The organism is Streptomyces sp. NBC_01454, from assembly GCF_036227565.1.
Lineage (GTDB): Bacteria > Actinomycetota > Actinomycetes > Streptomycetales > Streptomycetaceae > Streptomyces.
In genome coordinates, this window is the sequence record NZ_CP109460.1 from 4,646,391 (window position 1) to 4,672,022 (window position 25,632).

27 protein-coding genes are annotated in these 25,632 nt (G+C 72.3%); 22 read left to right on the forward strand and 5 right to left on the reverse strand.

Annotated features, from left to right (window positions below):
- The first annotated feature begins 57 nt into the window (after nucleotides 1–57).
- From rpsK to truA, 5 genes are all read left to right on the forward strand, one after another.
- On the forward strand, nucleotides 58–462 hold the full coding sequence (rpsK, locus tag OIU81_RS20670) for a 30S ribosomal protein S11 (RefSeq protein ID WP_004571845.1): 405 nt from the start codon (nucleotides 58–60) through the stop codon (nucleotides 460–462).
- Nucleotides 463–490: 28 nt separating this feature from the next.
- A complete protein-coding gene (rpsD, locus tag OIU81_RS20675; protein ID WP_329150000.1) occupies nucleotides 491–1,117 on the forward strand; it encodes a 30S ribosomal protein S4 in 627 nt (208 codons plus the stop codon).
- 109 nt (nucleotides 1,118–1,226) lie between these two features.
- The gene (locus OIU81_RS20680) at nucleotides 1,227–2,249 is read left to right on the forward strand and encodes a DNA-directed RNA polymerase subunit alpha (protein WP_003956430.1); all 1,023 of its coding nucleotides are present in this window, start codon (nucleotides 1,227–1,229) and stop codon (nucleotides 2,247–2,249) included.
- A 188-nt stretch (nucleotides 2,250–2,437) separates the two neighbouring features.
- Nucleotides 2,438–2,914, forward strand: coding sequence for a 50S ribosomal protein L17 (gene rplQ / locus OIU81_RS20685; protein WP_329150002.1), 477 nt, complete (start codon nucleotides 2,438–2,440; stop codon nucleotides 2,912–2,914).
- 138 nt (nucleotides 2,915–3,052) lie between these two features.
- Nucleotides 3,053–3,907, forward strand: a complete 855-nt coding sequence (gene truA, locus OIU81_RS20690; RefSeq protein ID WP_329150003.1) for a tRNA pseudouridine(38-40) synthase TruA — start codon at nucleotides 3,053–3,055, stop codon at nucleotides 3,905–3,907.
- Between the two features lie 64 nt (nucleotides 3,908–3,971).
- Here the strand turns inward: truA and OIU81_RS20695 are convergent, their stop codons facing one another.
- Nucleotides 3,972–4,841, reverse strand: a complete 870-nt coding sequence (locus OIU81_RS20695; RefSeq protein ID WP_329150004.1) for a hypothetical protein — start codon at nucleotides 4,839–4,841, stop codon at nucleotides 3,972–3,974.
- A 56-nt stretch (nucleotides 4,842–4,897) separates the two neighbouring features.
- Between OIU81_RS20695 and OIU81_RS20700 the strand changes: the two genes are divergently transcribed.
- The 4 genes from OIU81_RS20700 to glmM all read left to right on the forward strand — a co-directional run bounded on the left by OIU81_RS20700 (nucleotide 4,898) and on the right by glmM (nucleotide 9,360).
- Nucleotides 4,898–6,532: an ABC-F family ATP-binding cassette domain-containing protein gene (locus tag OIU81_RS20700; protein ID WP_329150006.1), complete on the forward strand. Its 1,635-nt coding sequence runs from the start codon at nucleotides 4,898–4,900 to the stop codon at nucleotides 6,530–6,532.
- Nucleotides 6,533–6,864: 332 nt separating this feature from the next.
- The gene (rplM, locus tag OIU81_RS20705; protein WP_329150007.1) at nucleotides 6,865–7,308 is read left to right on the forward strand and encodes a 50S ribosomal protein L13; all 444 of its coding nucleotides are present in this window, start codon (nucleotides 6,865–6,867) and stop codon (nucleotides 7,306–7,308) included.
- A gap of 42 nt (nucleotides 7,309–7,350) precedes the next feature.
- On the forward strand, nucleotides 7,351–7,863 hold the full coding sequence (gene rpsI / locus OIU81_RS20710) for a 30S ribosomal protein S9 (protein ID WP_018090882.1): 513 nt from the start codon (nucleotides 7,351–7,353) through the stop codon (nucleotides 7,861–7,863).
- 138 nt (nucleotides 7,864–8,001) lie between these two features.
- Nucleotides 8,002–9,360 (forward strand): phosphoglucosamine mutase, encoded by a 1,359-nt coding sequence (gene glmM / locus OIU81_RS20715; RefSeq protein ID WP_329150009.1) that lies wholly within the window; start codon nucleotides 8,002–8,004, stop codon nucleotides 9,358–9,360.
- Nucleotides 9,361–9,388: 28 nt separating this feature from the next.
- Here glmM and OIU81_RS20720 read toward each other — a convergent pair whose 3' ends face one another.
- Both OIU81_RS20720 and coaA read right to left on the reverse strand, forming a co-directional pair.
- A complete protein-coding gene (locus tag OIU81_RS20720) occupies nucleotides 9,389–10,330 on the reverse strand; it encodes a DUF389 domain-containing protein (RefSeq protein WP_329150011.1) in 942 nt (313 codons plus the stop codon).
- A gap of 13 nt (nucleotides 10,331–10,343) precedes the next feature.
- Complete coding sequence (gene coaA / locus OIU81_RS20725; RefSeq protein ID WP_329150013.1) at nucleotides 10,344–11,327, reverse strand: type I pantothenate kinase; 984 nt, start codon at nucleotides 11,325–11,327, stop codon at nucleotides 10,344–10,346.
- Between the two features lie 195 nt (nucleotides 11,328–11,522).
- Between coaA and OIU81_RS20730 the strand changes: the two genes are divergently transcribed.
- The 9 genes from OIU81_RS20730 to OIU81_RS20770 all read left to right on the forward strand — a co-directional run bounded on the left by OIU81_RS20730 (nucleotide 11,523) and on the right by OIU81_RS20770 (nucleotide 20,287).
- Nucleotides 11,523–11,801: a hypothetical protein gene (locus OIU81_RS20730; RefSeq protein ID WP_329150015.1), complete on the forward strand. Its 279-nt coding sequence runs from the start codon at nucleotides 11,523–11,525 to the stop codon at nucleotides 11,799–11,801.
- An 80-nt stretch (nucleotides 11,802–11,881) separates the two neighbouring features.
- The gene (glmS, locus tag OIU81_RS20735; protein WP_329150017.1) at nucleotides 11,882–13,729 is read left to right on the forward strand and encodes a glutamine--fructose-6-phosphate transaminase (isomerizing); all 1,848 of its coding nucleotides are present in this window, start codon (nucleotides 11,882–11,884) and stop codon (nucleotides 13,727–13,729) included.
- Nucleotides 13,726–14,094 carry a holo-ACP synthase gene (locus OIU81_RS20740; RefSeq protein ID WP_329150019.1) on the forward strand — a complete coding sequence of 123 codons (369 nt, stop codon included), beginning with the start codon at nucleotides 13,726–13,728 and terminating at the stop codon, nucleotides 14,092–14,094. Before glmS ends, OIU81_RS20740 begins: the two co-directional genes overlap by 4 nt.
- Nucleotides 14,095–14,209: 115 nt before the next feature.
- Entirely contained in the window at nucleotides 14,210–15,634 is a 1,425-nt protein-coding gene (locus tag OIU81_RS20745; RefSeq protein WP_329150021.1) for an NAD(P)H-hydrate dehydratase, read from the forward strand.
- A gap of 109 nt (nucleotides 15,635–15,743) precedes the next feature.
- Nucleotides 15,744–16,580, forward strand: a complete 837-nt coding sequence (locus OIU81_RS20750) for a L,D-transpeptidase family protein (RefSeq protein ID WP_329150023.1) — start codon at nucleotides 15,744–15,746, stop codon at nucleotides 16,578–16,580.
- A gap of 59 nt (nucleotides 16,581–16,639) precedes the next feature.
- A complete protein-coding gene (gene alr, locus OIU81_RS20755; RefSeq protein WP_329150025.1) occupies nucleotides 16,640–17,827 on the forward strand; it encodes an alanine racemase in 1,188 nt (395 codons plus the stop codon).
- Nucleotides 17,824–19,161, forward strand: a complete 1,338-nt coding sequence (locus OIU81_RS20760) for an alpha/beta fold hydrolase (protein WP_329150026.1) — start codon at nucleotides 17,824–17,826, stop codon at nucleotides 19,159–19,161. Before alr ends, OIU81_RS20760 begins: the two co-directional genes overlap by 4 nt.
- A 136-nt stretch (nucleotides 19,162–19,297) precedes the next feature.
- Complete coding sequence (gene tsaE / locus OIU81_RS20765; RefSeq protein ID WP_329150029.1) at nucleotides 19,298–19,816, forward strand: tRNA (adenosine(37)-N6)-threonylcarbamoyltransferase complex ATPase subunit type 1 TsaE; 519 nt, start codon at nucleotides 19,298–19,300, stop codon at nucleotides 19,814–19,816.
- 186 nt (nucleotides 19,817–20,002) lie between these two features.
- Nucleotides 20,003–20,287: a hypothetical protein gene (locus tag OIU81_RS20770; RefSeq protein WP_329150031.1), complete on the forward strand. Its 285-nt coding sequence runs from the start codon at nucleotides 20,003–20,005 to the stop codon at nucleotides 20,285–20,287.
- A 40-nt stretch (nucleotides 20,288–20,327) separates the two neighbouring features.
- Here the strand turns inward: OIU81_RS20770 and OIU81_RS20775 are convergent, their stop codons facing one another.
- Nucleotides 20,328–20,894 carry a hypothetical protein gene (locus tag OIU81_RS20775; RefSeq protein WP_329150033.1) on the reverse strand — a complete coding sequence of 189 codons (567 nt, stop codon included), beginning with the start codon at nucleotides 20,892–20,894 and terminating at the stop codon, nucleotides 20,328–20,330.
- A 137-nt stretch (nucleotides 20,895–21,031) separates the two neighbouring features.
- Here OIU81_RS20775 and tsaB point away from each other — a divergent pair, with 137 nt between their 5' ends.
- The 4 genes from tsaB (at nucleotide 21,032) to OIU81_RS20795 (ending at nucleotide 23,916) form a co-directional block, all read left to right on the forward strand.
- Complete coding sequence (gene tsaB / locus OIU81_RS20780; protein WP_329150035.1) at nucleotides 21,032–21,706, forward strand: tRNA (adenosine(37)-N6)-threonylcarbamoyltransferase complex dimerization subunit type 1 TsaB; 675 nt, start codon at nucleotides 21,032–21,034, stop codon at nucleotides 21,704–21,706.
- A complete protein-coding gene (rimI, locus tag OIU81_RS20785) occupies nucleotides 21,703–22,260 on the forward strand; it encodes a ribosomal protein S18-alanine N-acetyltransferase (RefSeq protein WP_443074019.1) in 558 nt (185 codons plus the stop codon). The genes tsaB and rimI overlap by 4 nt, the downstream gene beginning before the upstream one ends.
- Nucleotides 22,261–22,265: 5 nt before the next feature.
- Nucleotides 22,266–23,420: a tRNA (adenosine(37)-N6)-threonylcarbamoyltransferase complex transferase subunit TsaD gene (gene tsaD, locus OIU81_RS20790; protein ID WP_329150037.1), complete on the forward strand. Its 1,155-nt coding sequence runs from the start codon at nucleotides 22,266–22,268 to the stop codon at nucleotides 23,418–23,420.
- Nucleotides 23,421–23,550: 130 nt separating this feature from the next.
- Nucleotides 23,551–23,916 (forward strand): hypothetical protein, encoded by a 366-nt coding sequence (locus tag OIU81_RS20795; protein WP_329150039.1) that lies wholly within the window; start codon nucleotides 23,551–23,553, stop codon nucleotides 23,914–23,916.
- Here the strand turns inward: OIU81_RS20795 and OIU81_RS20800 are convergent.
- The gene (locus OIU81_RS20800; protein ID WP_329150042.1) at nucleotides 23,900–25,213 is read right to left on the reverse strand and encodes a class I SAM-dependent methyltransferase; all 1,314 of its coding nucleotides are present in this window, start codon (nucleotides 25,211–25,213) and stop codon (nucleotides 23,900–23,902) included. The two genes, OIU81_RS20795 and OIU81_RS20800, sit on opposite strands and share 17 nt — an antisense overlap.
- Nucleotides 25,214–25,632: the final 419 nt, after the last annotated feature.

A 25,632-nucleotide genomic window follows, 5' to 3' on the forward strand; every position in this document is an offset into this window, starting at 1 on the left:
CAGGACGCTTATCAGCGGTCTTCGCTGTAGGACCGACCACCTCCACGGGAGTAATGAATGCCTCCGAAGGGCCGTACGGCCGGCGCCAAGAAGGTGCGCCGCAAGGAGAAGAAGAACGTTGCCCACGGGCACGCTCACATCAAGAGCACGTTCAACAACACGATCGTTTCGATCACGGACCCCACGGGCAACGTGATCTCTTGGGCCTCTGCCGGCCACGTCGGCTTCAAGGGCTCGCGCAAGTCCACCCCCTTCGCCGCACAGATGGCCGCTGAGTCGGCCGCCCGTCGCGCGCAGGAGCACGGCATGCGCAAGGTCGACGTCTTCGTCAAGGGTCCCGGCTCCGGCCGTGAGACCGCGATCCGCTCCCTCCAGGCCACCGGCCTCGAGGTGGGTTCGATCCAGGACGTCACCCCCACCCCGCACAACGGATGCCGCCCGCCCAAGCGTCGCCGCGTCTGACCACCCTGAAGTAGGAGACAACTAGACAATGGCGCGTTATACCGGGGCCGACTGCAAGCGTTGCCGTCGGGAGAAGCAGAAGCTCTTCCTCAAGGGGAGCAAGTGCGAGAGCGCAAAGTGCCCGATCGAGATCCGTCCTTACCCCCCGGGTGAGCATGGTCGCGGGCGCACCAAGGACAGCGAGTACCTGCTCCAGCTTCGTGAGAAGCAGAAGTGCAGCCGTATCTACGGTGTCCTTGAGAAGCAGTTCGTGAACTACTACAAGGAAGCGAACCAGAAGACCGGCAAGACCGGTGAGAACCTTCTGCGCATCCTTGAGACCCGCCTCGACAACGTGGTCTACCGGGGCGGCTTTGCCAAGTCCCGTGACCACGCCCGTCAGCTGGTGCGTCACGGACACATCACCGTGAACGGCCGCAAGACCGACATTCCGTCGGCTCGTGTGTCCGTGAACGACATCGTCGAGGTCCGCGAGGGCTCTCGGAACCTGACCCCGTTCGCGGTGGCGCAGGCCGAGGCCGGCGACAAGACGGTTCCGGCCTGGCTGGAAGCGATTCCGTCGAACCTGCGGATTCTTGTGCACAGCATGCCCGAGCGCCAGGTGATCGACACCCAGGTGCAGGAGCAGCTGATCGTTGAGCTCTACTCCAAGTAGGAGCTGACCGGTGGGGGCGGTACGGCGCGCCAAGCGCCGTGCCGCCCGTACCCTTGTCAGTACAGCGGGCGTCAAATAGCGGGCGTCCACGACTGAAGGATCGAACACCATGCTGATTGCTCAGCGTCCCTCGTTGACCGAAGAGGTCGTCGACGAATACCGCTCCCGGTTCGTGATCGAGCCGCTGGAGCCGGGCTTCGGCTACACCCTCGGCAACTCCCTGCGTCGTACCCTCCTCTCCTCGATCCCCGGTGCTGCCGTGACCAGCATCCGGATCGACGGTGTCCTGCACGAGTTCACCACCGTGCCGGGCGTCAAGGAGGACGTCACCGACCTGATCCTCAACATCAAGCAGCTGGTCGTCTCCTCGGAGCACGACGAGCCCGTCGTGATGTACCTGCGCAAGCAGGGCCCGGGTCTGGTCACCGCCGCGGACATCGCCCCGCCGGCCGGTGTCGAGGTGCACAACCCCGACCTGGTCCTCGCCACGCTCAACGGCAAGGGCAAGCTGGAGATGGAGCTGACCGTCGAGCGCGGTCGCGGCTACGTCTCCGCCGTCCAGAACAAGCAGGTGGGCCAGGAGATCGGCCGTATCCCGGTCGACTCCATCTACTCGCCGGTGCTCAAGGTCACCTACAAGGTCGAGGCGACCCGTGTCGAGCAGCGCACCGACTTCGACAAGCTGATCGTCGACGTCGAGACCAAGCAGGCCATGCGTCCGCGTGACGCCATGGCGTCGGCCGGCAAGACCCTGGTCGAGCTGTTCGGTCTGGCGCGCGAGCTCAACATCGACGCCGAGGGCATCGACATGGGCCCGTCCCCGACGGACGCCGCCCTCGCCGCCGACCTGGCGCTGCCGATCGAGGAGCTGGAGCTCACGGTCCGCTCCTACAACTGCCTCAAGCGTGAGGGCATCCACTCCGTGGGTGAGCTCGTGGCGCGCTCCGAGGCCGACCTGCTCGACATCCGCAACTTCGGTGCGAAGTCGATCGACGAGGTCAAGGCGAAGCTGGCCGGCATGGGCCTGGCCCTCAAGGACAGCCCGCCCGGATTCGACCCGACCGCCGCCGCTGACGCCTTCGGCGCCGACGACGACGCGGACGCCGGGTTCGTGGAGACCGAGCAGTACTGAGTTTTTCCGGCAAGGGTCCGGGAGCGATTCCCGGGCCCCTGTCGCGCTGACCACCGGCTGGCGTTTCCGGCTGGGGGCCCCCGGGGTCATCCCCCGGGGAATGCAGCTGATCTTCCGCGGGGCGGCCGCCTCGTGGGAACTGACACCGGTACCTGATACGGCCGGTGCAGCAAAGAAGGAGAAACACCATGCCGAAGCCCGCCAAGGGTGCCCGTCTGGGCGGCAGCGCGGCGCATGAGCGTCTCATGCTGCGCAACCTGGCCACCGCGCTCTTCGAGCACGGCCGCATCACGACGACCGAGGCCAAGGCCCGTCGTCTGCGTCCGTACGCCGAGCGTCTGGTGACCAAGGCGAAGAAGGCGGACCTGCACAACCGCCGCCAGGTCATGCAGCTGATCTCGGACAAGAGCGTCGTCCACACGCTCTTCACCGAGATCGCCCCGCGGTTCGAGAACCGTCCGGGTGGCTACACCCGCATCACCAAGATCGGTAACCGCCGTGGCGACAACGCGCCCATGGCCGTCATCGAGCTGGTGGAGGCCCTGACCGTGGCCCAGCAGGCCACCGGTGAGGCCGAGGCCGCGACCAAGCGTGCGGCCAAGGACGCCGAGGCCACCGCGGCGGAGTCCACCGAGGCTCCGGCCGAGGAGTCCAAGGACGCCTGAGGCACCGTCTCGCGATGAGCGGGTCCGCCCTTCGGGGCGGGCCCGCTTTCGTGTGTGCGGGCCGGGCAGGCCCCCGCGGCGGGGGCGTGGTGCGCCCGCGCGGCGGGGCCGCACGTGGCGTGAGGGAGGATTGCTGACGTGAGTGACGAAGTGGAGCCCGGGTTCGTACGGGTGCGGCTGGACCTGTCGTACGACGGAGCGGAGTTTTCCGGCTGGGCCAAGCAGGCCGGCGGCCGGCGGACGGTTCAGGGAGAGATCGAGGACGCGCTGCGGACGGTGACGCGGTCCAACGAGACCTATGAGCTCACCGTCGCCGGGCGGACGGACGCGGGGGTGCACGCGCGGGGCCAGGTGGCGCATGTGGACCTGCCGGCGGAGGTGTGGGCCGCGCACGCGGACAAGCTGCTGCGGCGGCTGGCCGGGCGGCTGCCGAAGGACGTGCGGGTATGGCGGGCCGGTGAGGCGCCGTACGGCTTCAACGCGCGGTTCTCGGCGGTCTGGCGGCGCTATGCCTACCGGGTGACCGATCACCACGGGGGCGTGGATCCGCTGCTGCGCAGCCATGTGCTGTGGCACGACTGGGAGCTGGACGTCGACGCCATGAACGAGGCCTCGCGGCCGCTGCTGGGGGAGCACGACTTCGCGGCGTACTGCAAGCGGCGGGAGGGCGCGACGACCATCCGCACCCTGCAGCAGCTCAGCTGGGAGCGGGGCGCGGACGGGATCATCACGGCGACCGTGCGGGCCGATGCCTTCTGCCACAACATGGTGCGCTCGCTGGTGGGCGCGATGCTGTTCGTCGGGGACGGGCACCGGCCGCCGGACTGGCCCGGCAAGGTGCTGGCGGCCGGGGTACGGGACTCCGCGGTGCATGTCGTACGGCCGCACGGGCTGACGCTGGAGGAGGTCGGCTATCCGGCCGACGAGCTGCTGATGGCGCGCAACCAGGAGGCGCGGAACAAGCGGACGCTGCCCGGGGCCGGCTGCTGCTGAGGCGGCGGCGCGCCGCGCCCTGCGGTGGCGCCGCCGGCTTCGCGGGCGGCGCCACCGGCCGGCGTCAGGAGCGGCCGGCCTTGCGCTGGGCTTCCTTCAGCTGCCGCTCGGCGGCCTTCGCGGCCTGGTCCTTGCCGCGCTGGGTGATCTGGGCGAAGGCATAGGACCCGCCGTCCCGGGCGATCTGCTGGGCCTTGGTCTCGGAGCCGGTGACGTCCTTGCCGTTGAGGTAGCCGGCGATCGTGAAGTAGGCGTAGCGGCCGGTGGCATTGGTCGCCATCCGGCACTTGGTGCCCTGGCAGAAGTCCGAGGGGACCCCGCCGCCGGCCAGCGGCATCAGGTTGGGCTTGCCCTCGTTCATGACCTTGGTGGCCCTGGCGGGCGAGTCGAAGACCGCGACGCCGATGGTGACCGCGACGCCGCCCTTGGAGTACGTGGCCCGCAGCAGCTGCTTGCAGCCGTTGTGGGACAGCGAGGAGACCAGCGCGCCCTGGGCGGCGGCGGTGCAGTCCTTGGTGGTGGCGGTGGCCGTGCGCGGGTAGCTGTGCTCGCCGACGACCATGCTCTTCTGCGGGAAGAGGGTGGCCGGGGTGAGCGGCGCGGTGTCCTTCTTGGGGTCGGTGATGTAGTCCTGCGGGTTCGGCGGGGGCGGCACCGACACCTCGGGGAAGGACGGCTTGTCGTCCTGCGCCGCGGCCCGGTCGGACGCCGTGGGCGCCGCCGTCGGGCCGCCGCCCGGGGAGCCGCCGCTCGCCATGACGGCCGCGGTGACGATGCCGGCCACCGCGAGGGTCGCCAGTGCGCCGCCGCCGATCCACATCCAGCGTTTGCGGCGGGACCGTGCCTCGCTTTCCTCCGCGAGTGCGCCCCAGTCCGGAGTGGACGACGAAGAACCCCCGGGGCCGTCGAACGGCCCCCCTTGCCCAAAGCTCATGCCGCGCATCCTAATCGGGTTGGTGGAACGCGGAACGACCGGTGACAATCGCGCCCATGGGACATCTTGAGGCCGGGCATCTGGAGTACTACCTGCCGGACGGGAGGGTCCTGCTGGGAGACGTGTCCTTCCGTGTGGGGGAGGGCGCATCGGTCGCACTGGTGGGAGCCAACGGCGCCGGAAAGACGACGCTGCTGCGGCTGATCGCGGGGGAGCTGCAGCCGCACGGCGGGGCGGTGACGGTCAGCGGCGGACTGGGGGTGATGCCGCAGTTCGTGGGCTCCGTACGCGATGACCGTACGGTGCGTGACCTGCTGGTTTCGGTGGCCCACCCGCGGATCAGGGAGGCGGCCGCGGCGGTGGACGCCGCCGAGCTGGCGATGATGAGCGCCGAGGGCGACGACGAGGCCGCGCAGATGAGCTACGCCCAGGCGCTCAGCGACTGGGCCGAGGCCCGCGGCTACGAGGCCGAGACGGTCTGGGACATGTGCACCACGGCGGCGCTGGGGATGCCGTACGAGAAGGCGCAGTGGCGGCAGGTGCGCACGCTGTCCGGGGGCGAGCAGAAGCGGCTGGTGCTGGAGTCGCTGCTGCGCGGCACCGACGAGGTGCTGCTGCTGGACGAGCCGGACAACTATCTGGACGTCCCGGGCAAGCGCTGGCTGGAGGAGCAGCTGCGGAGCACCCGTAAGACGGTGTTGTTCGTCTCCCACGACCGGGAGCTGCTGGCCCGTGCCGCGGAGAAGATCGTCAGCGTCGAGCCGGGCCCGGCGGGCTCCGACGTCTGGGTGCACGGCGGTGGCTTCGGCACCTACCACGCCGCGCGCAAGGAGCGCTTCGCCCGCTTCGAGGAGCTGCGGCGGCGCTGGGACGAGAAGCATGCGCAGCTGAAGAAGCTGGTGATCTCGCTGCGGCAGGCGGCCTCGGTCAGCCATGAGCTGGCCTCGCGCTATGCGGCGGCACAGACCCGGCTGCGGAAGTTCGAGGAGGCCGGGCCGCCGCCGGAGCCGCCGCGTGAGCAGGACATCACGATGCGGCTGCGCGGCGGGCGCACCGGTGTCCGGGCGGTGACCTGCGAGGGCCTGGAGCTGACCGGTCTGATGCGCCCGTTCGACCTGGAGATCTTCTACGGCGAGCGGGTCGCGGTCCTGGGCTCCAACGGCTCCGGCAAGTCCCACTTCCTGCGGCTGCTGGCCGGGGACACCGACCGGCCCGTCACGCACAGCGGCAGCTGGAAGCTGGGCGCCCGGGTGGTCCCCGGCCACTTCGCGCAGACGCACGCCCACCCCGAGCTGATGGGCCGCCCGCTGCTCGACATCCTGTGGACCGAGCACGCCAGGGACAAGGGCCAGGCCATGTCGGCGCTGCGCCGCTACGAGCTGGAGAAGCAGGCCGAGCAGCGCTTCGAGCGGCTCTCCGGCGGCCAGCAGGCCCGCTTCCAGATCCTGCTGCTGGAGCTGGCCGGCACCACCGCGCTCCTGCTCGACGAGCCGACGGACAACCTGGACCTGGAGTCCGCGGAGGCGCTGCAGGAGGGGCTGGAGGCGTACGAGGGCACGGTGGTGGCGGTGACCCACGACCGGTGGTTCGCGAAGGCCTTCGACCGGTTCCTGGTGTTCGGGTCGGACGGGCTGGTGCGGGAGACCGCCGAGCCCGTGTGGGACGAGCGCCGGGTGGAGCGGAAGCGGTAGCGGGAGCGGCCCGGCGGGCGGCGGACGGCGGCACCGGGCGGCGGCCGCCCGCCGTAAGATGGGCGGTACCGACGGTGACCGCGCGGAAAGCGGCGGTCCGGAACCGTACGCCGGTTCGGGGCGTGTTTTGACCCCACTGGGGACGGCCCGGTATTCTGCCAGTTCGTTATGCGTATTGGCTTGCTCTATCTCACGTGAGGGGCCCTTACGCGGTCCCTGGGCCGACAACCAGCGGCGGACGATCGGGTTGCGTCACCCGTAGTGCCGCCCTGCTGTGTGTCAGCCATGGGGGCCAGTACAGGACCCATTCACTCAGAAGCGAAGGCTAAGACGTGCGTACGTTCAGCCCCAAGCCCGGCGATGTCCAGCGCCAGTGGCACATCATTGACGCGCAGGACATCGTCCTGGGCCGTCTGGCCAGCCAGGCCGCGTCCCTCCTGCGGGGTAAGCACAAGCCGGTCTACGCGCCCCACGTTGACATGGGTGACTTCGTCATCATCGTCAACGCCGACAAGGTGCACCTGTCCGGCAACAAGCGGACCCAGAAGATGGCCTACCGTCACTCCGGCTTCCCGGGTGGTCTGCGCTCCGTCCGTTACGACGAGCTGCTCGACAAGAACCCCGAGAAGGCCGTCGAGAAGGCCATCAAGGGCATGCTCCCCAAGAACACCCTCGGCCGTCAGATGCTCTCGAAGCTGAAGGTCTACGCGGGCGCCGAGCACCCGCACGCTGCGCAGCAGCCGGTCCCGTTCGAGATCACCCAGGTCGCGCAGTAAGTCCGGCCACCCCCTAAGACGACAGAGAATCTGAGGAGCATCGTGGCCGAGACCACTCCCGAGACCGTCATCGAGAACGACGACGCCGTCGAGGAATACACCACCGAGACCGAGGTCGTGGAGTCGGAGTACACCTCCGAGTCCCTCGCGTCCCGCTTCGGCGACCCGCAGCCGGCCGCCGGCCTGGGCCGTCGCAAGAACGCCATCGCCCGCGTCCGGATCGTTCCGGGCACCGGCCAGTGGAAGATCAACGGTCGTACCCTTGAGGGCTACTTCCCCAACAAGGTGCACCAGCAGGAAGTCAACGAGCCCTTCAAGGTGCTCGAGCTCGACAACCGCTACGACGTCGTCGCCCGCATCTCCGGCGGCGGCATCTCCGGCCAGGCCGGTGCGCTGCGTCTGGGCGTCGCCCGTGCGCTGAACGAGGCGGACGTCGACAACAACCGCGGCGCGCTGAAGAAGGCCGGATTCCTCAAGCGTGACGACCGTGCGGTCGAGCGCAAGAAGGCCGGTCTGAAGAAGGCCCGCAAGGCGCCGCAGTACAGCAAGCGCTAACCGCGCGCTGCTCCATGCAGCCCTTGGCGTACGCCCCGGTGGCATCTCCGTGCTGCCGGGGCGTTCGGCTATCCGGGACCGGACGCGTATACCTGGACGTAAATCTCTGGTCCAAGCTCATCTACTCGGAGGACACCAGTGGGACGACTCTTCGGCACGGACGGTGTGCGCGGCGTTGCCAATGCGGACCTGACGGCGGAGCTGGCGCTCGGTCTGTCGGTCGCTGCGGCGCATGTACTCGCCGAAGCGGGCACCTTCGAAGGTCACCGGCCGGTGGCGGTGGTCGGGCGTGATCCACGCGCGTCCGGTGAGTTCCTGGAGGCCGCGGTCGTCGCGGGCCTGGCCAGCGCCGGCGTGGACGTGCTGCGGGTGGGTGTACTTCCGACCCCGGCGGTCGCGTATCTGACCGGCTCGCTCGGTGCGGACCTCGGCGTGATGCTCTCCGCCAGCCACAACCCGATGCCCGACAACGGCATCAAGTTCTTCGCCCGCGGCGGCCACAAACTCGCCGACGAGCTGGAGAACCGGATCGAGCGGACCTACCGGGCGCACAGCTCCGGTGAGCCCTGGGAGCGGCCGACCGGCGCCGGCGTGGGCCGGGTCACCGTCTACGACGAGGGCTTCGACAACTATGTCGCGCATCTCGTCGGTGTCCTGCCCAACCGCCTGGACGGGCTGAAGATCGTCATCGACGGCGCGCACGGCGCGGCGTCGCGGGTCTCGCCCGAGGCGTTCGCCCGGGCCGGCGCCGAGGTCATCACCCTCGGCACCGAGCCCGACGGCCTGAACATCAACGACGGCTGTGGCTCCACCCACCTCGCGCTGCTGCGCGCGGCCGTCGTCGAGCACGGCGCCGACCTGGGTGTCGCCCACGACGGCGACGCGGACCGCTGCCTGGCCGTGGACCGCGAGGGCAACGAGGTCGACGGGGACCAGATCCTGGCGGTGCTGGCGCTGGGGATGCGCGAGGCCGCCACGCTGCGCAAGAACACCGTGGTCGCCACCGTCATGTCCAACCTGGGCTTCAAGCTGGCCATGGAGCGCGCGGGCATCGAGCTCGTCCAGACCGCGGTCGGCGACCGCTACGTCCTGGAGGAGATGAAGGCGCACGGCTTCGCGCTGGGCGGTGAGCAGTCCGGGCACGTCATCGTGCTGGACCACGCCACCACCGGTGACGGCACGCTGACCGGTCTGATGCTGGCCGCGCGGGTCGCCGCGACCGGCCGGCCGCTGGCCGAGCTGGCGGGCGTCATGGAGCGGCTGCCGCAGATCCTCATCAACGTCCGCGACGTCGACAGGGCGCGGGTGGCCACCTCGCCCGAGCTGACCGCGGCGGTCACCGAGGCGGAGCGCGAGCTCGGCGCGACCGGGCGGGTGCTGCTGCGGCCCTCCGGCACGGAGCCGCTGGTCCGCGTGATGGTGGAGGCGGCCGACATCGAGCAGGCCCGGGCCGTGGCGGAGCGTCTGGCGGACGCGGTGAAGTCCGCGCTCGGATAGCGGCTGACGGCCCGGTCCCGGCTCCGCCCTAGGTGCGTCGGGCCGGGCCCGTGTCGTGCCGGGACCACAGCAGCTTCTGGGTGGCCAGCGTCAGCGTGCCCGCGATCACGATGCCCGCCAGGTTCAGCAGCAGCTGCTCCATGGAGTGCCAGGCCTGGCCGTACTCCCCGTAGCCGAGGGCGACCGCGGCGTTGGCGGCGGCCGGGACCGTGGTCACGGAGATCGCCACGCCCACCAGCGCGCCCGACTTCGCGGAGGTCAGCGAGAGCACTCCGGCGATGCCGGCGAGCACGGCGACGACGAACGAGAACCAGTCGGGCCGGTAGATGAAGTTGGTGTTCGGCCGCGCGGCCTCCAGGGCCTCGATGTGGAAGAGCCCCACCGCATCCATGAACAGGCTGAAGCCGACGGTGACCGCCATCGCCACCGCGAACCCGACGAGCAGCGCCGTCAGGGAGCGCCAGGCCAGCCGCGGCGCGCGCCGGACGAGCGCGGTGCAGAAGCCGGCCAGCGGTCCGAACTCCGGCCCCACCGCCATCGCGCCGACGATCAGGATCGCGTTGTCGAGGACCACGCCGCAGGCGGCGATCATCGTGGCGAGCGTCAGGAACGCCAGGTAGGTGACGGAGAGCGTCGACTCCTCGTGCGTCGCGTCGCTCAGCGACTCCCACAGGACGGCGTCGGCGCCCTCACCGGGGGCCTCTTCCTCCGCACGGTCCGCGCGCAGCGACAGCGACAGATCGATGTGCTCGATCGCGATCGAACCGGTCTTGTCCAGGTCCAGCGCCCGCAGCCGGGCCAGCAGCCCGTTCCCGGCCTCCCGGGCCACATCGCACAGCACCACATCGCCCTGCGGGTCACGGGCGGCACCGCTGAGCACCGCCAGGTGGGTCGTTCCGACGGTCGTCTCCAGCAGCTCGACCACCTCGTCCGTACGGTCGGCGGGCACCATCAGTCGCAGATGCAGCACGTGTTCGTACTCCTCAGAGCTTGCGCAACGACAGCCGCTGCACCTTGTGGTCCGGCCCCTTGCGCAGGACCAGGTTCGCGCGGCCGCGCGTGGGGGCCACATTCTGTTGCAGGTTGGGTTTGTTGATGGTCCGCCACATCTTCCGGGCGTAGTCGAGGGCCTCGTCCTCGGAGACCTGGGTGTACTTGCGGAAGTACGAGAACGGGTTCTGGAAGGCGGTCTCGCGCAGCTTGCGGAAGCGCCCGAGGTACCACTTCTCGATGTCCTCGGTGCGGGCGTCGACGTAGACGGAGAAGTCGAAGAAGTCGGCGAGGCCGAGGCGGGTGCGGCCGTCCTTGCCGGGCAGCGCCGGCTGCAGGACGTTCAGTCCCTCGACGATGAGGATGTCCGGGCGGCGTACGGTCAGCCGCTCGTCGGGCACGATGTCGTAGATCAGGTGGGAGTAGACGGGCGCGGAGACCTCGGCCCGGCCGGACTTCACATCCGCGACGAAGCGGGTCAGCGCCCGCCGGTCGTAGGACTCCGGGAAGCCCTTGCGGGACATCAGACCGCGCCGGTGCAGCTCGGCGTTGGGGAAGAGGAAGCCGTCGGTGGTGACCAGCTCCACCCGCGGATGCTCGGGCCAGCGGGCCAGCAGCGCCTGCAACAGCCGGGCGGTGGTGGACTTCCCGACCGCCACGCTGCCCGCGACCCCGATGACGAAGGGGGTGCCGGTCTGGGGGCCGCCGCCCGCGTCGCCGAGGAAGGTGTTCAGCGCGCCGCGCAGATTGCTGGTGGCGCCGACATAGAGGTTGAGGAGCCGGGACAGCGGGAGGTAGACGTCGCGGACCTCGTCGAGGTCGATGACATCGCCGAGCCCCCGCAGCCGTTCGACCTCGTCGGCCGTCAGGGGCAGCGGGGTTTTCTCCCGCAGGGCGCTCCACTGCGCGCGCGTCAGATCGACGTACGGGGAGCTGTCGGCGCGGCGTCGTTGCTGCGGATCGGTCGTCGAGGGCACGCGCCCATTGTGCGCAGGCGTCACGTGCCGTTCACCTCCGGGTGCCACGCTGGCGTCTGCGAGTGGGGTTGTGCCCGTCAGGACGGGCTTGGGTGCTTCTCCACCTTGCTGTCTGTACCCGAATGGATATTGCCCGGTACGGTCGGTGGCGGGGACACGCCCGCCCAGGGCCGTGGACGACGCAAGGGGGCACGTGTGGGAGCGCGTAAGGCCGGTCTGCTGGGGCAGCGACCGTGGGGGAGGACCGCGGGTGTGGTCCGGGGCCGGGGTACGAAGGCCGCGTCGGACTGTTTCGCCGCGCGGGTGTACGCCGAGCTGGCGGAGGATCTGCCGGACGAGGATCTGGGCGAGGACCTCGCCGATTTCCTGGAGCGCTACGAGCCGGTCAGCGGGCTCGGCGTGGACGCGGAGGCGGACGAGGAGTTCCTGGAGACGGTGCGTGAGGCACACGACCGGATAGCGCTCGGGTACTGACACGGGCCGCATTCAGCCGGCCGTGACCCGCCGCAACGTGCCACTGCGGGCCGCACAGGCCCGCAGCGTACGCTGCCTCCATGTGCGGAATCGTGGGATATGTGGGCGGGCAGAGCGCCCTGGATGTCGTCCTGGCCGGGCTGAAGCGGCTGGAGTACCGCGGCTACGACTCGGCGGGTGTCGCCGTGCTCGCCGACGGCGGACTGGCCGCGGCCAAGAAGGCCGGCAAACTCGCCAACCTGGAGAAGGAGCTGGCGGACCGTCCGCTGCCCGCCGGTGCGGCCGGCATCGGGCACACCCGGTGGGCGACCCACGGCGGGCCCACCGACGCCAACGCCCATCCGCATCTGGACAACGCCGGCCGGGTCTGCGTCGTGCACAACGGCATCATCGAGAACTTCGCCGCCCTGCGCGCCGAACTCACCGACCGCGGGCACGAGTTGACGTCCGAGACGGACACCGAGGCGGTGGCCCATCTGCTGGCCGAGGCCTACTCGTCCTGCGGGGAGCTGGCCGAGGCGATGCGGCAGGTGTGCCGGCGGCTGGAGGGTGCCTTCACGCTGGTCGCGGTGCATGCCGATGAGCCGGACGTGGTCGTGGGGGCCCGCCGCAACTCCCCGCTGGTGGTGGGCGTCGGGGACGGCGAGGCGTTCCTCGCCTCGGACGTCGCGGCGTTCATCGCGCACACCCGCGAGGCGATCGAGCTGGGGCAGGACCAGGTCGTGGAGCTGCGCCGGGAGGCGGTGACGGTCACCGACTTCGACGGGGCGCCCGCGCAGGTGCGGGAGTACCACGTCGACTGGGACGCCTCGGCCGCCGAGAAGGGCGGCTACGACTACTTCATGCTCAAGGAGATCGCCGAGCAGCCGAAGGCCGTCGCGGACACCCTGCTGGGCCGGATCGACGCCTCGGGGGTGCTGTCCCTGGACGAGGTGCGGATCCCGCCGGAGGTGCTGCGCGAGGTCGACAAGGTCGTCATCGTGGCGTGCGGGACGGCGTACCACGCGGGGATGATCGCCAAGTACGCGATCGAGCACTGGACGCGGATCCCCTGCGAGACCGAGCTGGCCAGCGAGTTCCGCTACCGCGACCCGATCCTGGACCGGCACACGCTGGTCATCGCCATCAGCCAGTCCGGCGAGACCATGGACACCCTGATGGCGCTGCGGCACGCCCGTGAGCAGGGCGCGAAGGTGCTCGCCATCTGCAACACCAACGGGTCGACCATCCCGCGGGAGTCGGACGCGGTGCTGTACACCCATGCCGGGCCCGAGGTCGCGGTGGCGTCCACGAAGGCGTTCCTGACCCAGCTGGTGGCCTGCTACCTGGTGGCGCTGTACGTCGCGCAGGTGCGGGGTACGAAGTGGGGCGACGAGATCCGGGCCGTGGTGCGCGAACTCGCCGCCATCGGCACCCAGGTCGAGCAGGTGCTCGGCACGATGGAGCCGGTACGGGAGCTGGCGCGCAGCCTCGCCGACAAGAACACGGTGCTCTTCCTCGGCCGGCACGTGGGCTATCCGGTGGCGCTGGAGGGCGCGCTGAAGCTCAAGGAACTCGCGTACATGCACGCGGAGGGCTTCGCGGCCGGCGAGCTGAAGCACGGGCCGATCGCGCTGATCGAGCAGGATCTGCCGGTGGTGGTGGTCGTGCCGTCGCCGCGCGGACGGTCCGTGCTGCACGACAAGATCGTCTCCAACATCCAGGAGATCCGGGCCCGGGGCGCGCGGACCATCGTGATCGCGGAGGAGGGCGACGAGACGGTGGTGCCCTACGCCGACCACCTCGTACGGATCCCGCGGACGCCGGTGCTGCTGCAGCCGCTGGTGTCCACGGTGCCGCTGCAGGTCTTCGCCTGTGAGCTGGCCACCGCCCGCGGCAACGAGGTCGACCAGCCGCGCAACCTCGCCAAGTCGGTGACCGTCGAATGATCATCGGGGTCGGGATCGACGTGGCGGAGATCGAGCGCTTCGGGGCGGCGCTGGACCGTACGCCGGAGCTGGCGCAGCGGCTGTTCCTGCCCACGGAGCTGCATCTGCCGAGCGGGGAGCGCCGCGGTACCGCCTCGCTGGCGGCCCGGTTCGCCGCGAAGGAGGCGCTGGCCAAGGCGCTGGGGGCGCCGGGCGGGCTGCACTGGAGCGATGCCGAGGTGTACGTCGAGGACAGCGGGCAGCCGCGGCTGCGGGTGCGCGGGACGGTCGAGGCGCGCGCCGCGGAACTCGGCGTCCGGTCCTGGCACGTCTCGCTGAGCCATGACGCGGGCGTCGCCTCCGCCGTGGTGATCGCCGAGGGGTAGGGCGCTCCCCGGAGCCTCCTGGCGCCCGCCCCCGTTCGCGGCGGGCGGGCGCCGTTCTTGTGCGCGGGGTGGGAAATCCGCCGCACCCCGTCGGCGAGGGGCGAGACTTGGCGTTATGAGGACTGCCTACAGCGTGGAGACCGTGCGGGCCGCCGAGCAAGAGCTCATGGCCCGGCTGCCCGAAGGGGCCCTGATGCAGCGGGCCGCGGCCGGACTGGCCGTGGCCTGTGCGGAGTTGCTGGGGCGGGTGTACGGCGCCCGGGTGGTGCTGCTGGTGGGCAGCGGGGACAACGGCGGGGACGCGCTGTACGCCGGTGCCCGGCTGGCCCGCCGGGGGGCCGGGGTGGTGGCCGTGCTGCTGTCGCCCGAACGGGCCCACCGGGGCGGGCTCGCCGCGCTGCGGTCGGCCGGGGGGAGGGTGTCGGACGACGCGCCGCGGGACCTCGCCCGGGCCGATCTGGTGGTGGACGGGATCGTCGGGATCGGGGGACGCGGCGGGCTGCGGCCCGAGGCGGCACAACTGGCGCGGGCGGCACGGGAGTCGGCGCCGGTGGTGGCCGTCGATCTGCCGAGCGGGGTGGACGCGGACACCGGCGAGGTGAGCGGGGAGGCGGTACGGGCCGACGCCACGGTCACCTTCGGCGCGTACAAGCCGGGGCTGCTGACCGACCCGGCGCGGGAGCGGGCCGGCGCGCTGCGGCTGGTGGACATCGGGCTCACGCTGCCGGCGGAGGCCGCCATGGAGGCGTTGCAGCACGCGGACGTGGCGGAGCTGCTGCCGCGCCCGTCGGCCGAGAGCGACAAGTACCGGCGGGGCGTGGTGGGGGTGGTCGCCGGGTCCGCGCGGTATCCGGGGGCGGCGGTGCTCGCGGTGGCCGGTGCGCTGCGGGGCGGCGCGGGCGCGGTGCGCTACGTCGGCCCGGCCGCGGACGCGGTACTGGCCCGCTTCCCGGAGACGCTGGTGCACGCCGGGCCGCCGGACAAGGCGGGGCGGGTGCAGTCGTGGGTGATCGGGCCCGGGATCGGGGACGAGTCGGACGCGCTGGAGGATGTGCTGGCGTCGGACGTGCCGGTGCTGGTGGACGCGGACGGGCTGCGGTTCCTGACGCCGCGGCGGGTGCGGGAACGCGGCGCGGAGACGCTGCTGACGCCGCATGCCGGGGAAGCGGCGGCGCTGCTCGGGTGCGGACGCGCGGAGGTCGAGGCGGCACGGCTGGCGTCCGTACGGGAGTTGGCGCGGACCTTCGGTGCCACGGTGCTGCTCAAGGGCTCGACGACGCTGGTCGCGGCGGCCGGCGGTCCGGTGCGGGTGAACCCCACCGGGACCGGCTGGCTGGCGACGGCCGGGAGCGGGGACGTGCTGTCGGGGGTGACCGGCTCCCTGCTCGCCGCGGGGCTGCCGGCCCGGGACGCGGGATCCGTCGGCGCGTATCTGCACGGGCTGGCCGCGCGCCGGGCGGCCGGACGGGAGGGCGCCCCCATCCTCGCCTCCGAGGTGGCCGCCCATCTGGACGCGGCCTGGCGGGATGTGACGGGCTGACAGCTGCCGCGCCAGGCGTTACGCCCCGCGGGGGAAAGGGGCGGGCACCAGGGCGAACCTGGTGCGCGGCGGGCTTGTACGACCGCGCGGCCACGGCATGCGTGAGGGCATGAAACGCACCTTTTCGGCGCTGCTGGTCTGCGCCTCGCTGCTCGTCGCCGCCGGACCGTCCGCGGTGGCCGTCGCCCCGTCGTCCGTGCCGTCGTCCGCGCCGTGGCAGGTGTCCGGACTGGTACCCGGCATTCCGCAGGAGCCGGGCCGGCCGGGCCGGGCGCCCGCGGTCTCCCCGGACGGGGCGAGGCGGCCGCACCTCGAGTACGTGCCGCGGTCCGAGGCGGCGCCCCAGGGCCTGCGGGCGGCGGCGTGCAGCCGGACCACCGGGCCCTACCAGCGGCAGGCGGAGCGCTATCTGCGGCGGGACGTGGACGGACGGCAGAGCCAGGGGGACTGCCGGGCGATCCGGCGCTTCCAGCAGGCGCACCGCATCGCGCCGGCCACCGGGTTCGCCGGACCGGTCACCGGTGCCATGGTGCGGCTGATGCGGGCCAGGAAGGACCCCAACCGGGCCGGACACTGCCCCGACCGGGCCGAGCGCACGGCCTGTGTCGATCTGAACCGGCAGCTGATGTGGGTGCAGCAGGACGGGCGGGTGATCCTCGAGCCGGTCACGATCCGCTCCGGCGCGCCGACGATGGAGACCCGTACCGGGTCGTACCGGATCTATCTGCGGCACCGGCGGCACATCTCGAACCTCTACCACACGTCCATGCCCTACGCGCAGTTCTTCGACCGCGGGGAGGCGCTGCACGGCGTCTACGAGGACATCTACTCCGGGCCGGGCTCGCACGGCTGCGTCAATCTCACCATGACGGACGCGCGGAGGGTCTGGGAAGTGCTGAGGAAGGGCGACGTCGTGTACGTCTGGGGGCGGAAACCCAGCGTGTGAGCACGGTTTCCCCGCCCGTCCCCCGGGGTGTCACGGCGCCGCCTGCGACACTGAGGGGGATGAACGAGACAGCAAAGCGCGCCCGCGCCACCATCGACCTCGCCGCCGTGCGGTCGAATGTGCGTGCCCTCAGGGACCGCGCACCCCGGGCAGAGCTGATGGCCGTGGTCAAGTCCGACGGCTATGGACACGGGGCGGTGCGCTGTGCGCGCGCCGCCCGTGAGGCCGGTGCGGGCTGGCTGGGCACGGCGCTGCCCGAGGAGGCGTTCGCGCTGCGCGCGGCCGGCGACACCGGGCGGCTGATGTGCTGGCTGTGGACGCCGGGCGGCCCCTGGCGCACGGCCGTCGAGCAGGACATCGACATCTCGGTGAGCGGGCTGTGGGCGCTGCGTGAGGTGACCGCGGCGGCGCGGGAGTGCGGCCGTACCGCCCGCGTCCAGCTCAAGATCGACACCGGTCTCGGCCGCAACGGCTGCGCGCCCGCCGACTGGCCGGAGCTGACCGCTGCGGCCCGCGCCGCCGAGGCCGCGGGCGCGCTGCGGGTCACCGGCGTCTGGTCGCACTTCGCCTGCGCCGACGAACCCGGCCACCCCTCGATCGCCCTCCAGCTGACCGCCTTCCACGAGGCGTTGGCGATCGCCGGCCGGGCCGGGCTGCGCCCCGAGGTCCGGCACCTCGCCAACACCCCGGCGCTGCTGACCCTCCCCGAGGCGCACTTCGACCTGGTCCGTACCGGTATCGGTATCTACGGCATCTCGCCCAGCCCCGAACTCGGCACCTCGCAGGAGCTGGGGCTGCGGCCGGCGATGACGCTGGAGGCCGCGCTGGCGTCGGTCAAGCGCGTCCCGGGCGGCCACGGCGTGTCGTACGGGCACCAGTACACGACCCCCGGCGAGACGACCCTGGCGCTGGTCCCGCTCGGCTACGCCGACGGCATCCCGCGGCACGCCTCCAACGGCGGCCCGGTGCTGGTCGCCGGCAAGTGGCGCACGGTCGCCGGGCGTATCGCGATGGACCAGTTCGTGGTCGACCTGGGCGGCGACAGCGCCGAGCCGGGCGATCCGGCGGTGCTGTTCGGCCCCGGCGACCGCGGTGAGCCGACCGCCGAGGACTGGGCCCGGGTGGCCGGAACCATCGGCTATGAGATCGTCACCCGGATCGGAACCCGGGTCCCGCGCGTCTATGTGGACAGCGCCACACGCAGCGAAGCCGGAGGAGACCGCACGCTCACGGGGGGTACGGCATGACCGAGGGGCAGGAGGCCGCCGCGCAGGCGGTGGAGGCGGCGGCCGAGGCCGCCGGCAACTGGGCGCGGGCGGGCCGGCACGCCGGTATCGCCGGCGCCGCCATCGGCGTGGTCGCGGCGGGTGCCGCGGCCGGGGTGGCGATAGAGCGGATGACGGTCGGCCGCGGGATGCGCCGCCGGGCCCGGCTCGCGCTGGACGCCGCCGGTCCGTACGGCACGCTGCGCGGCACACCGGGCGCGGCGATCGCCGAGGACGGCACCGAGCTGTACTACGAGGTCGACGACCCGGGCCCGGAGCCCGGCCGGCCGGAGAAGGACGAGCGGGCGGGCAAGGGCGCCAAGAACGCCAGGAACGGCAAGGGCGACCGTTCGGCCAAGCCCGTCCGCGGCAAGGAGGCCCGTGCCGCGCAGGAGGCCCACAGCGGTCTGCGCAAGCGGCTGACCGCGGCGCTCGGCCGGCGCTCCATGGCCCCGACGGTCGTTTTCAGCCATGGCTACTGCCTCAGCCAGGACTCCTGGCACTTCCAGCGCTCGGCGCTGCGCGGCACGGTGCGCACCGTCCACTGGGACCAGCGCAGCCACGGCCGCTCCTCGCGCGGCCACGGCCAGATCGACGGCACCGAGGAGGTCACCATCGACCTGCTCGGCCGGGACCTGAAGGCGGTGCTGGACGCCGCGGTCCCCGAGGGGCCGATCGTGCTGGTCGGGCACTCCATGGGCGGGATGACGGTGATGGCGCTGGCCGACCAGTTCCCGGAGTTCGTCGCGGAGCGGGTGGTCGGGGTGGCCCTGATCGGCACGTCCGCGGGACGGCTGAGCGAGGTCACCTACGGGCTGCCGTCGATGGGCATGAAGGCCTTCCACTGGCTCGCGCCGGGCGTGCTCAAGGCGCTGGGCTGGCAGAGCGAGATCGTCGAGCGCGGGCGGCGGGCCACCGCCGATCTCTTCGCGGGGCTGATCAAGCGCTATTCGTTCGGGACGCCGGAGAAGGTGGACCCGAGCATCGCGCGGTTCGGCGAGCGGCTGATCGAGGCGACCCCGATCGATGTGGTCGCCGAGTTCTTCCCGGCCTTCGCGGTGCACGACAAGACCGAGGCGCTGGTGGCGTACGACGCGGTGCCCGCGCTGGTGCTCGCCGGGGAGAGCGATCTGATCACCCCGGCCGACCACAGCCGGACGATCGCCGAGGTGCTGCCCGACGCCGAGCTGGTGTGTGTCCCGGAGGCCGGGCACCTGGTGATGCTGGAGCGGCCCGAGCTGGTCAACGAGCATCTGGTGTCGCTGGTGGAGCGGGCGAGCGCGGCGGCCCGCAGCTCCCGGCACGCCCGCGCCTGAGCCACGCCCGGGTGGCCCGGCCGGCCCGCTCCACACCGCCGCCGGGCCCCCGACCAGGCATGATCCACTCGCCCGCCGGGCCCGCCCGGGACCCGGTCCGGGACCGCCCCCGCGTCCGGGCCGTACCATTTGCGGCATGAGCACCACCGGCGCGATGGCGCACGTAACCGTCAAGTCCCCCGACCAGATGCAGGAGTTGGGCCGTCGGCTGGCCCCGCTGCTGCGCCCCGGCGACCTGGTGCTGCTCACCGGTGAGCTGGGGGCCGGCAAGACCACGCTGACCCGCGGCCTGGGGGAGGGCCTGGGCGTGCGCGGCGCCGTCACCTCCCCCACGTTCGTCATCGCCCGGGTCCACCCCTCGCTGACCGGCGGCCCCGCGCTGGTGCATGTCGACGCCTACCGGCTCGGCGGCGGCCTGGACGAGATGGAGGACCTCGACCTCGATGTCTCGCTGCCGGAGTCGGTGGTGGTCGTGGAGTGGGGTGAGGGCAAGGTCGAGGAGCTCTCCGAGAACCGCCTCCAGGTGGTCATCGGGCGCGCCATGGGGAGCGACGGGGTGCCGGAGTCCGACGCGGACGATGTCCGTGAGGTGACGGTGACCGGCCTCGGCGCGCGCTGGGCGGAGGCCGGGCTGCCCGCGCTGGAGACCTGCTGACCGCGGGCGGACCGGATACCGCGGGGGTCGGACGAGCCGCAGGCCGGTAGTTTCCGACAAGCCGTCGGTAAGATGTTGCGTACCCGGTACCGGGCGTGGTGACATGGGGAGAGACCCCTAGTTAGGTCAGCCTAAGTAGCCAGCCTAGCTTCTGTCGCTTTGCCCCAGGAGCCCCGGGAGGCGTCCATGTCCGCCCACCAGCCCTCTCCCACGCCCGGCGGGCGCGGGAGTGCCGCCCTCGCGGCGGCCGGGCGCGCCGAGCACGAGGCGCGCGAGACGCCGACCATGGATGAACTGCTGGCGGCCTGCGCCGCGGCCAGCGCCGTCTCCACGCCCCCCGACGCCGCGGACGAAGCCCGCCGGAGCGACACCGCGGCGCCGGACGGCGAGCCACGGGAGCAGGGAGAGCCGGAGGGGGCGGACGGGTCCGGGACCGGACCGTTGTCCACCGGCGGCCGCGACGCGGCGTAGCCCGTAGGGGCGACACCACGGCGGCCCGGGTACCGCGCGGTCAGGGGACGACGACGACCTTGGTGCCGTGCAGCGCGAAGTCCCACATCGCCTTGCCGTCCTCGCGCGACTCACGGATGCCGCCGGTCTTCTTCCCCGCGCCCGGGTCGGGCCGCGAGCCGTCCACGGCGGCGCTGAAGCCGATCGTGACGCCGCTGACGCCGGCGAACCGCACGACGTGCTCGATCGCGATGCCGTCGGAGCCCATGACGCTCACCGACCGCGAGCCGACCGCGTAGGCGCCCCGCGGGGGGTTGACCGTACTGGGCGTGACCGTGAACGTCCGCTGCGCCGTGCCCTTCGCGTCGACCAGCCAGACCCGCTTCGCGCCGAGCGAGTAGACGATCCGCCGTCCCGCGCCGGAGGCCGCGGGAACCGGGGCCGGGGCGGGGGTCTTGTCCTTCGTGTCGTGCCGGTCCCGGTGGTCCTTGGGGGCCTGGTGGCTGCCCTGACGGGCCTGGCTGAGGGTGTCCGGGGCGGACGCCGAGGCCTGGTACCCGAGCACCCCGACCGCGACCAGGGCCGCCGCCGTCAGCGCGGTGACGATCGTGCTGCTCTTAGCGGGCACCGCTGTGCCACCTTTCCTCCCTCTCCCTGCCACCGGCGGGGAGCCCCGGTCCTGGACGCCGGGCTGCGTGCTGCTGACTACGGGGGCGACGGTAGCACCGGAACGGGGACCGCCCGCCGAGCCGTAGTCTTGAGGGCGTGCTGCTGCTAGCTCTTGACACCGCCACCCCCGCCGTCACCGTCGCGCTCCACGACGGATCCGGCGTCCTCGCCGAGTCCCGTCAGGTGGACGCCCGCCGGCACGGCGAACTGCTGCTGCCCGCCGTCGACCGGGTGCTGGCCGAGGCCGGCCACACGCTCGACGCGGTCAGCGACATCGTGGTCGGCGTGGGCCCGGGGCCCTACACCGGCCTGCGGGTCGGCCTGGTGACCGCCGCGACCTTCGGGGCGGTGCTCGGCGTCCCCGTCCACGGCCTGTGCACGCTGGACGGCCTCGCCCACGCCGCCGGGCTGACCGAGCCCTTCGTCGTGGCCACCGACGCCCGCCGCAAGGAGGTCTACTGGGCGCGCTACGAGCCCGGCACGACGCCCGGCCCGGCGACCCGGCTGACCGAGCCCGCCGTCGACCGCCCCGCCGACATCGCCGCCGAGGTGGCCGGCGTCCCCGCCGTGGGCGCGGGCGCGCTGCTCTACGACGAGGTGTTCACCGGCGTACGGCGCGACGGGCCCGAGCACCAGTCCGCCGCCGCGCTGGCCGCGCTGGCCGTGCAGAAGCTGGCGGCGGGCGAGGAGCTGCTGCCCCCGCAGCCGCTGTACCTGCGCCGCCCGGACGCCCAGGTCCCGGCCAACTACAAGGTGGTCACTCCCCGGTGAGCGTCCGCCCCTCGCCCGACCCGCGCCCCCCGGCGCCGCCGCCGGACGGCCCCGCCGACCGCGGCCTGGTGCTGCGCGAGATGCGCTGGTGGGACCTCGCGCCGGTGCTGGAGCTGGAACGGGAGCTGTTCCCCGAGGACGCCTGGTCGCCCGGCATGTTCTGGTCCGAGCTGGCCCACGCGCGCGGCCCGCACGCCAACCGCCGCTATCTCGTCGCCGAGCGGTCCCAGCGGCTGGTCGGCTACGGCGGACTGGCCGCCGTCGACGGCACCGGCGACATCCAGACCATCGCCACCGCCCGCGACCAGTGGGGCTCCGGCCTCGGCTCCCGGATGCTGACCGAACTCCTCGGCGCCGCCACCGACTTCGAGTGCCACGAGGTGCTGCTGGAGGTACGGGTCGACAACCTCCGCGCCCAGCGCCTCTACGAGCGTTTCGGCTTCGAGCCGGTCGGCTTCCGCCGCGGCTACTACCAGCCCGGCAACGTCGACGCCCTGGTGATGCGCCGCACCACCCAGACCTCCTCCGAAGCACCCCCCGTACAAGGAACTTGAGACTCATGGCTGACTCACGCGGCGGACCGCTCGTCCTCGGCATCGAGACCTCCTGCGACGAGACCGGTGTCGGCATCGTCCGCGGCCACACCCTCCTCGCGGACGCGGTCGCCTCCAGCGTCGACGAGCACGCCCGCTTCGGAGGGGTGGTGCCGGAGGTGGCCTCGCGCGCCCACCTGGAGGCGATGGTCCCCACCATCCAGCGCGCCCTGAAGGACGCCGGCGTCGCCGCCTCCGACCTGGACGGGATCGCGGTCACCGCCGGACCGGGCCTGGCCGGCGCGCTGCTGGTCGGCGTCTCGGCCGCCAAGGCGTACGCCTACGCCCTCGGCAAGCCGCTCTACGGCGTCAACCACCTCGCCTCGCACATCTGCGTCGACCAGCTGGAGCACGGCCCGCTGCCGGAGCCGACCATGGCGCTCCTGGTGTCCGGCGGCCACTCCTCCCTGCTGCTCGCTCCCGACATCACCGCCGACGTACGCCCCCTGGGCTCGACGATCGACGACGCGGCCGGCGAGGCCTTCGACAAGATCGCGCGGGTCCTCCACCTCGGCTTCCCCGGCGGCCCGGTCATCGACCGCTACGCACGCGAGGGCAACCCCGACGCGATCCGCTTCCCGCGCGGACTGACCGGTCCCCGCGACCCGGTCTACGACTTCTCCTTCTCCGGCCTGAAGACGGCGGTCGCCCGCTGGATCGAGGCCAAGCGGGCGGCCGGTGAGGAGGTGCCGGTGGCGGACGTCTCGGCGTCCTTCCAGGAGGCCGTGGTGGACGTGCTGACCCGTAAGGCCGTCCGGGCCTGCAAGGACAACGGCGTGGACCACCTGATGATCGGCGGCGGGGTGGCGGCCAACTCCCGGCTGCGGGCGATGGCCCAGCGCCGCTGCGAGGACGCCGGCATCACCCTGCGGGTGCCGCGGCCCAAGCTGTGCACCGACAACGGCGCGATGGTCGCCGCCCTGGGCGCGGAGATGGTGGCGCGCGGCCGCGCGGCCTCCGACTGGGACCTGTCCGCGGACTCGTCGCTGCCGGTCACCGAGCCACACGTCCCCGGCGAGGCGTCCGCCGACCCGGAAGCGCACGAGCACGGCCATGAGCCCGGCCATGGCCACGATCACGACCATGTCCACGAGGTGAGCAAGCACAACCTCTACTCCTGAGAGGGCGCGGCCGCCGCCGGGACTTCGTTTGTCGTTCTTCGCGCGCTGTTGCCTCCCCCCGCCCGGCGCGTGGCCCGAGGTCTTACCCTGGCAACCAGCACCGGGCGCGCACGTGGGGAGGCGGCAGGCTGTGGACTGGTTCTGGTGGGTCTTCATCTTCTTCATGGCGGGCGGATTCGCGAAGGTCGCCGACACCGCCCGGACGGCGCTGCGCACCCGGCACGAACGGAAGATGGAGCGGCTGGAGTCCGCGCGCCAGGAGCGCCAGGCACTCGCCGCCGCCCACAAACAGCCGGAGCCGGTGTGCGGTTGCACCCACCACCTCGCCAAGCACGACAAGCGGGGCAAGTGCCATGAGCGGGTCGAGGTGGCGGTGGTCTGGGACGAGGACCACCGGCCGGTGCAGTACGAAGCCGGGCAGTGCACCTGCCAGCAGTACATCGGCCCGCAGCCGCTCTCCCAGATCTACGCCGAGGACCTCACCGACCTGGCGTGACCGGCTCCCGGGGGTCCTCCGCGGCCGGCCGGCCCAGCAGCATCGAGGGGGCGCCGCCGACCCGGGTGAGGAAGATCGTGCAGGAGTTGCGGCCGCCGCCCAGCTTCAGCTTCTTGCGCAGCTCCTCGGGCTCCACCGCGGAACCCCGCTTCTTGATCACCGCGATCCCGACCTCGCGCTCGCGCAACAGGGCCTTGAGCTTCTTGACGTTGAACGGCAGCACATCGGTGAGCGCGTAGGCGGTCGCGTACGGCGTGGCCGTCAGCCGGTCCGCGGTGATGTACGCGATGGTCGGATCGATCAGCCGGCCGTCGAGCTGCCGGGCGACGTCCGCGACCAGGTGGGCCCGGATCACCGCGCCGTCCGGTTCGTACAGCCAGTCCCCGACCGGCCCCACGGGGGCACGGTCCGCCTCGTCTGAGGCGGGCGGGTCCGGCCGCGCCGCGCCCAGCAGTGAGTGGCCGGCCGGCAGCAGGGTGGCGCGGCGGCCGCCCGGGACCGGGCCGTCGGCGCCCTGCGAGGCCGGCCCGAACCACACCACGGCCTCCTTGACGTCGCCCCCGTCCGAGATCCACTCCGTCTCGGCGTCCCCGGGCAGGGCGTCGTGCGGGACGCCGGGCGCGATCTTCAACGCCGCGCACGGTGCCGCACGGGCCGCCTCGACGGCCCACGACAGCGGCGGCGCGTACGCCTCCGGGTCGAAGATGCGCCCACCCGTCGCCCGGCCACCACCCCTGCCCGAGGCGCTGCGCGCCGCCCCTCTTGCCGGGGCCTTGCTGCGCCGTGCCGGATCGACGAAGACCGCGTCATATCCCGCGGTGTCCACCTCGGTCACGTCCGCGCAGCGCACCTCGATCAGCCCGGCGAGTCCCAGTGCCTCGGCGTTGGCCCGGGCCGCCGCGCAGGCCAGCGGATCGCGGTCGACGGCCAGCACCCGGATCCCGGCCCGGGCCAGCGCCAGCGCGTCACCGCCGATGCCGCAGCACAGATCGGCCAGCGTACGGACGCCCAGCGCGGCGAAGCGGGCTGCGCGGTGGGCGGCGACGGTGGTGCGGGTGGACTGCTCGACGCCGTTCGGCGTGAAGTACATCAGCCGCGCGTCCGCCCCGAACTTCGCCGCCGCGCGCTGGCGCAGCCGGGCCTGGCCGAGGGCGGCGGAGACCAGCGGCGCGGGGTGGTCGCGGCGCAGCCGGGTGGCTGCCGCCAGCTCGTCCGCCGGGTCGTGATCCCGCAACTCGGCAAGCAGAGCCTGTCCCTCCGGGGCGAGCAGGCTGACGAAAGTGTCGAGGTCATTCACGGTGTCATTGTCTCCCCACGTTGTTGTCTTTCCCGCCGTGGGGGTCCGCTGCGCTTTTGCTTTCTTCCCGCGTTGTTGGCTGTCCCGCCGTGGTGGTTTCTCGCCGTTGCGCCTGCGGCGGGCGGGTGGGTGTGGGGTGCGGTGACGGGCCTCCGGGGGTGGGTGTTCGGACTGCTTCGCTTTACGTCCGAACACCCACCCCCTCCGGCCCGTCCCCTCCCGTGGGGGAGTACGTGAAGGTGGGTGGGGGCGGGCCGTGGATGTTCGTTTCGGTACGACCTGTCAGGCGCGCTGGACCAGCTGGGGCCACCCCCACTGGCCTTTTCCCCTTCCCACAACGGGAGGGGGCGGGCCGGAGGGGCCGGTGTGTGGGACGTAAAGCGAAGCAGTCCCACACACCGGCCCCGGAGGTCCGTCAC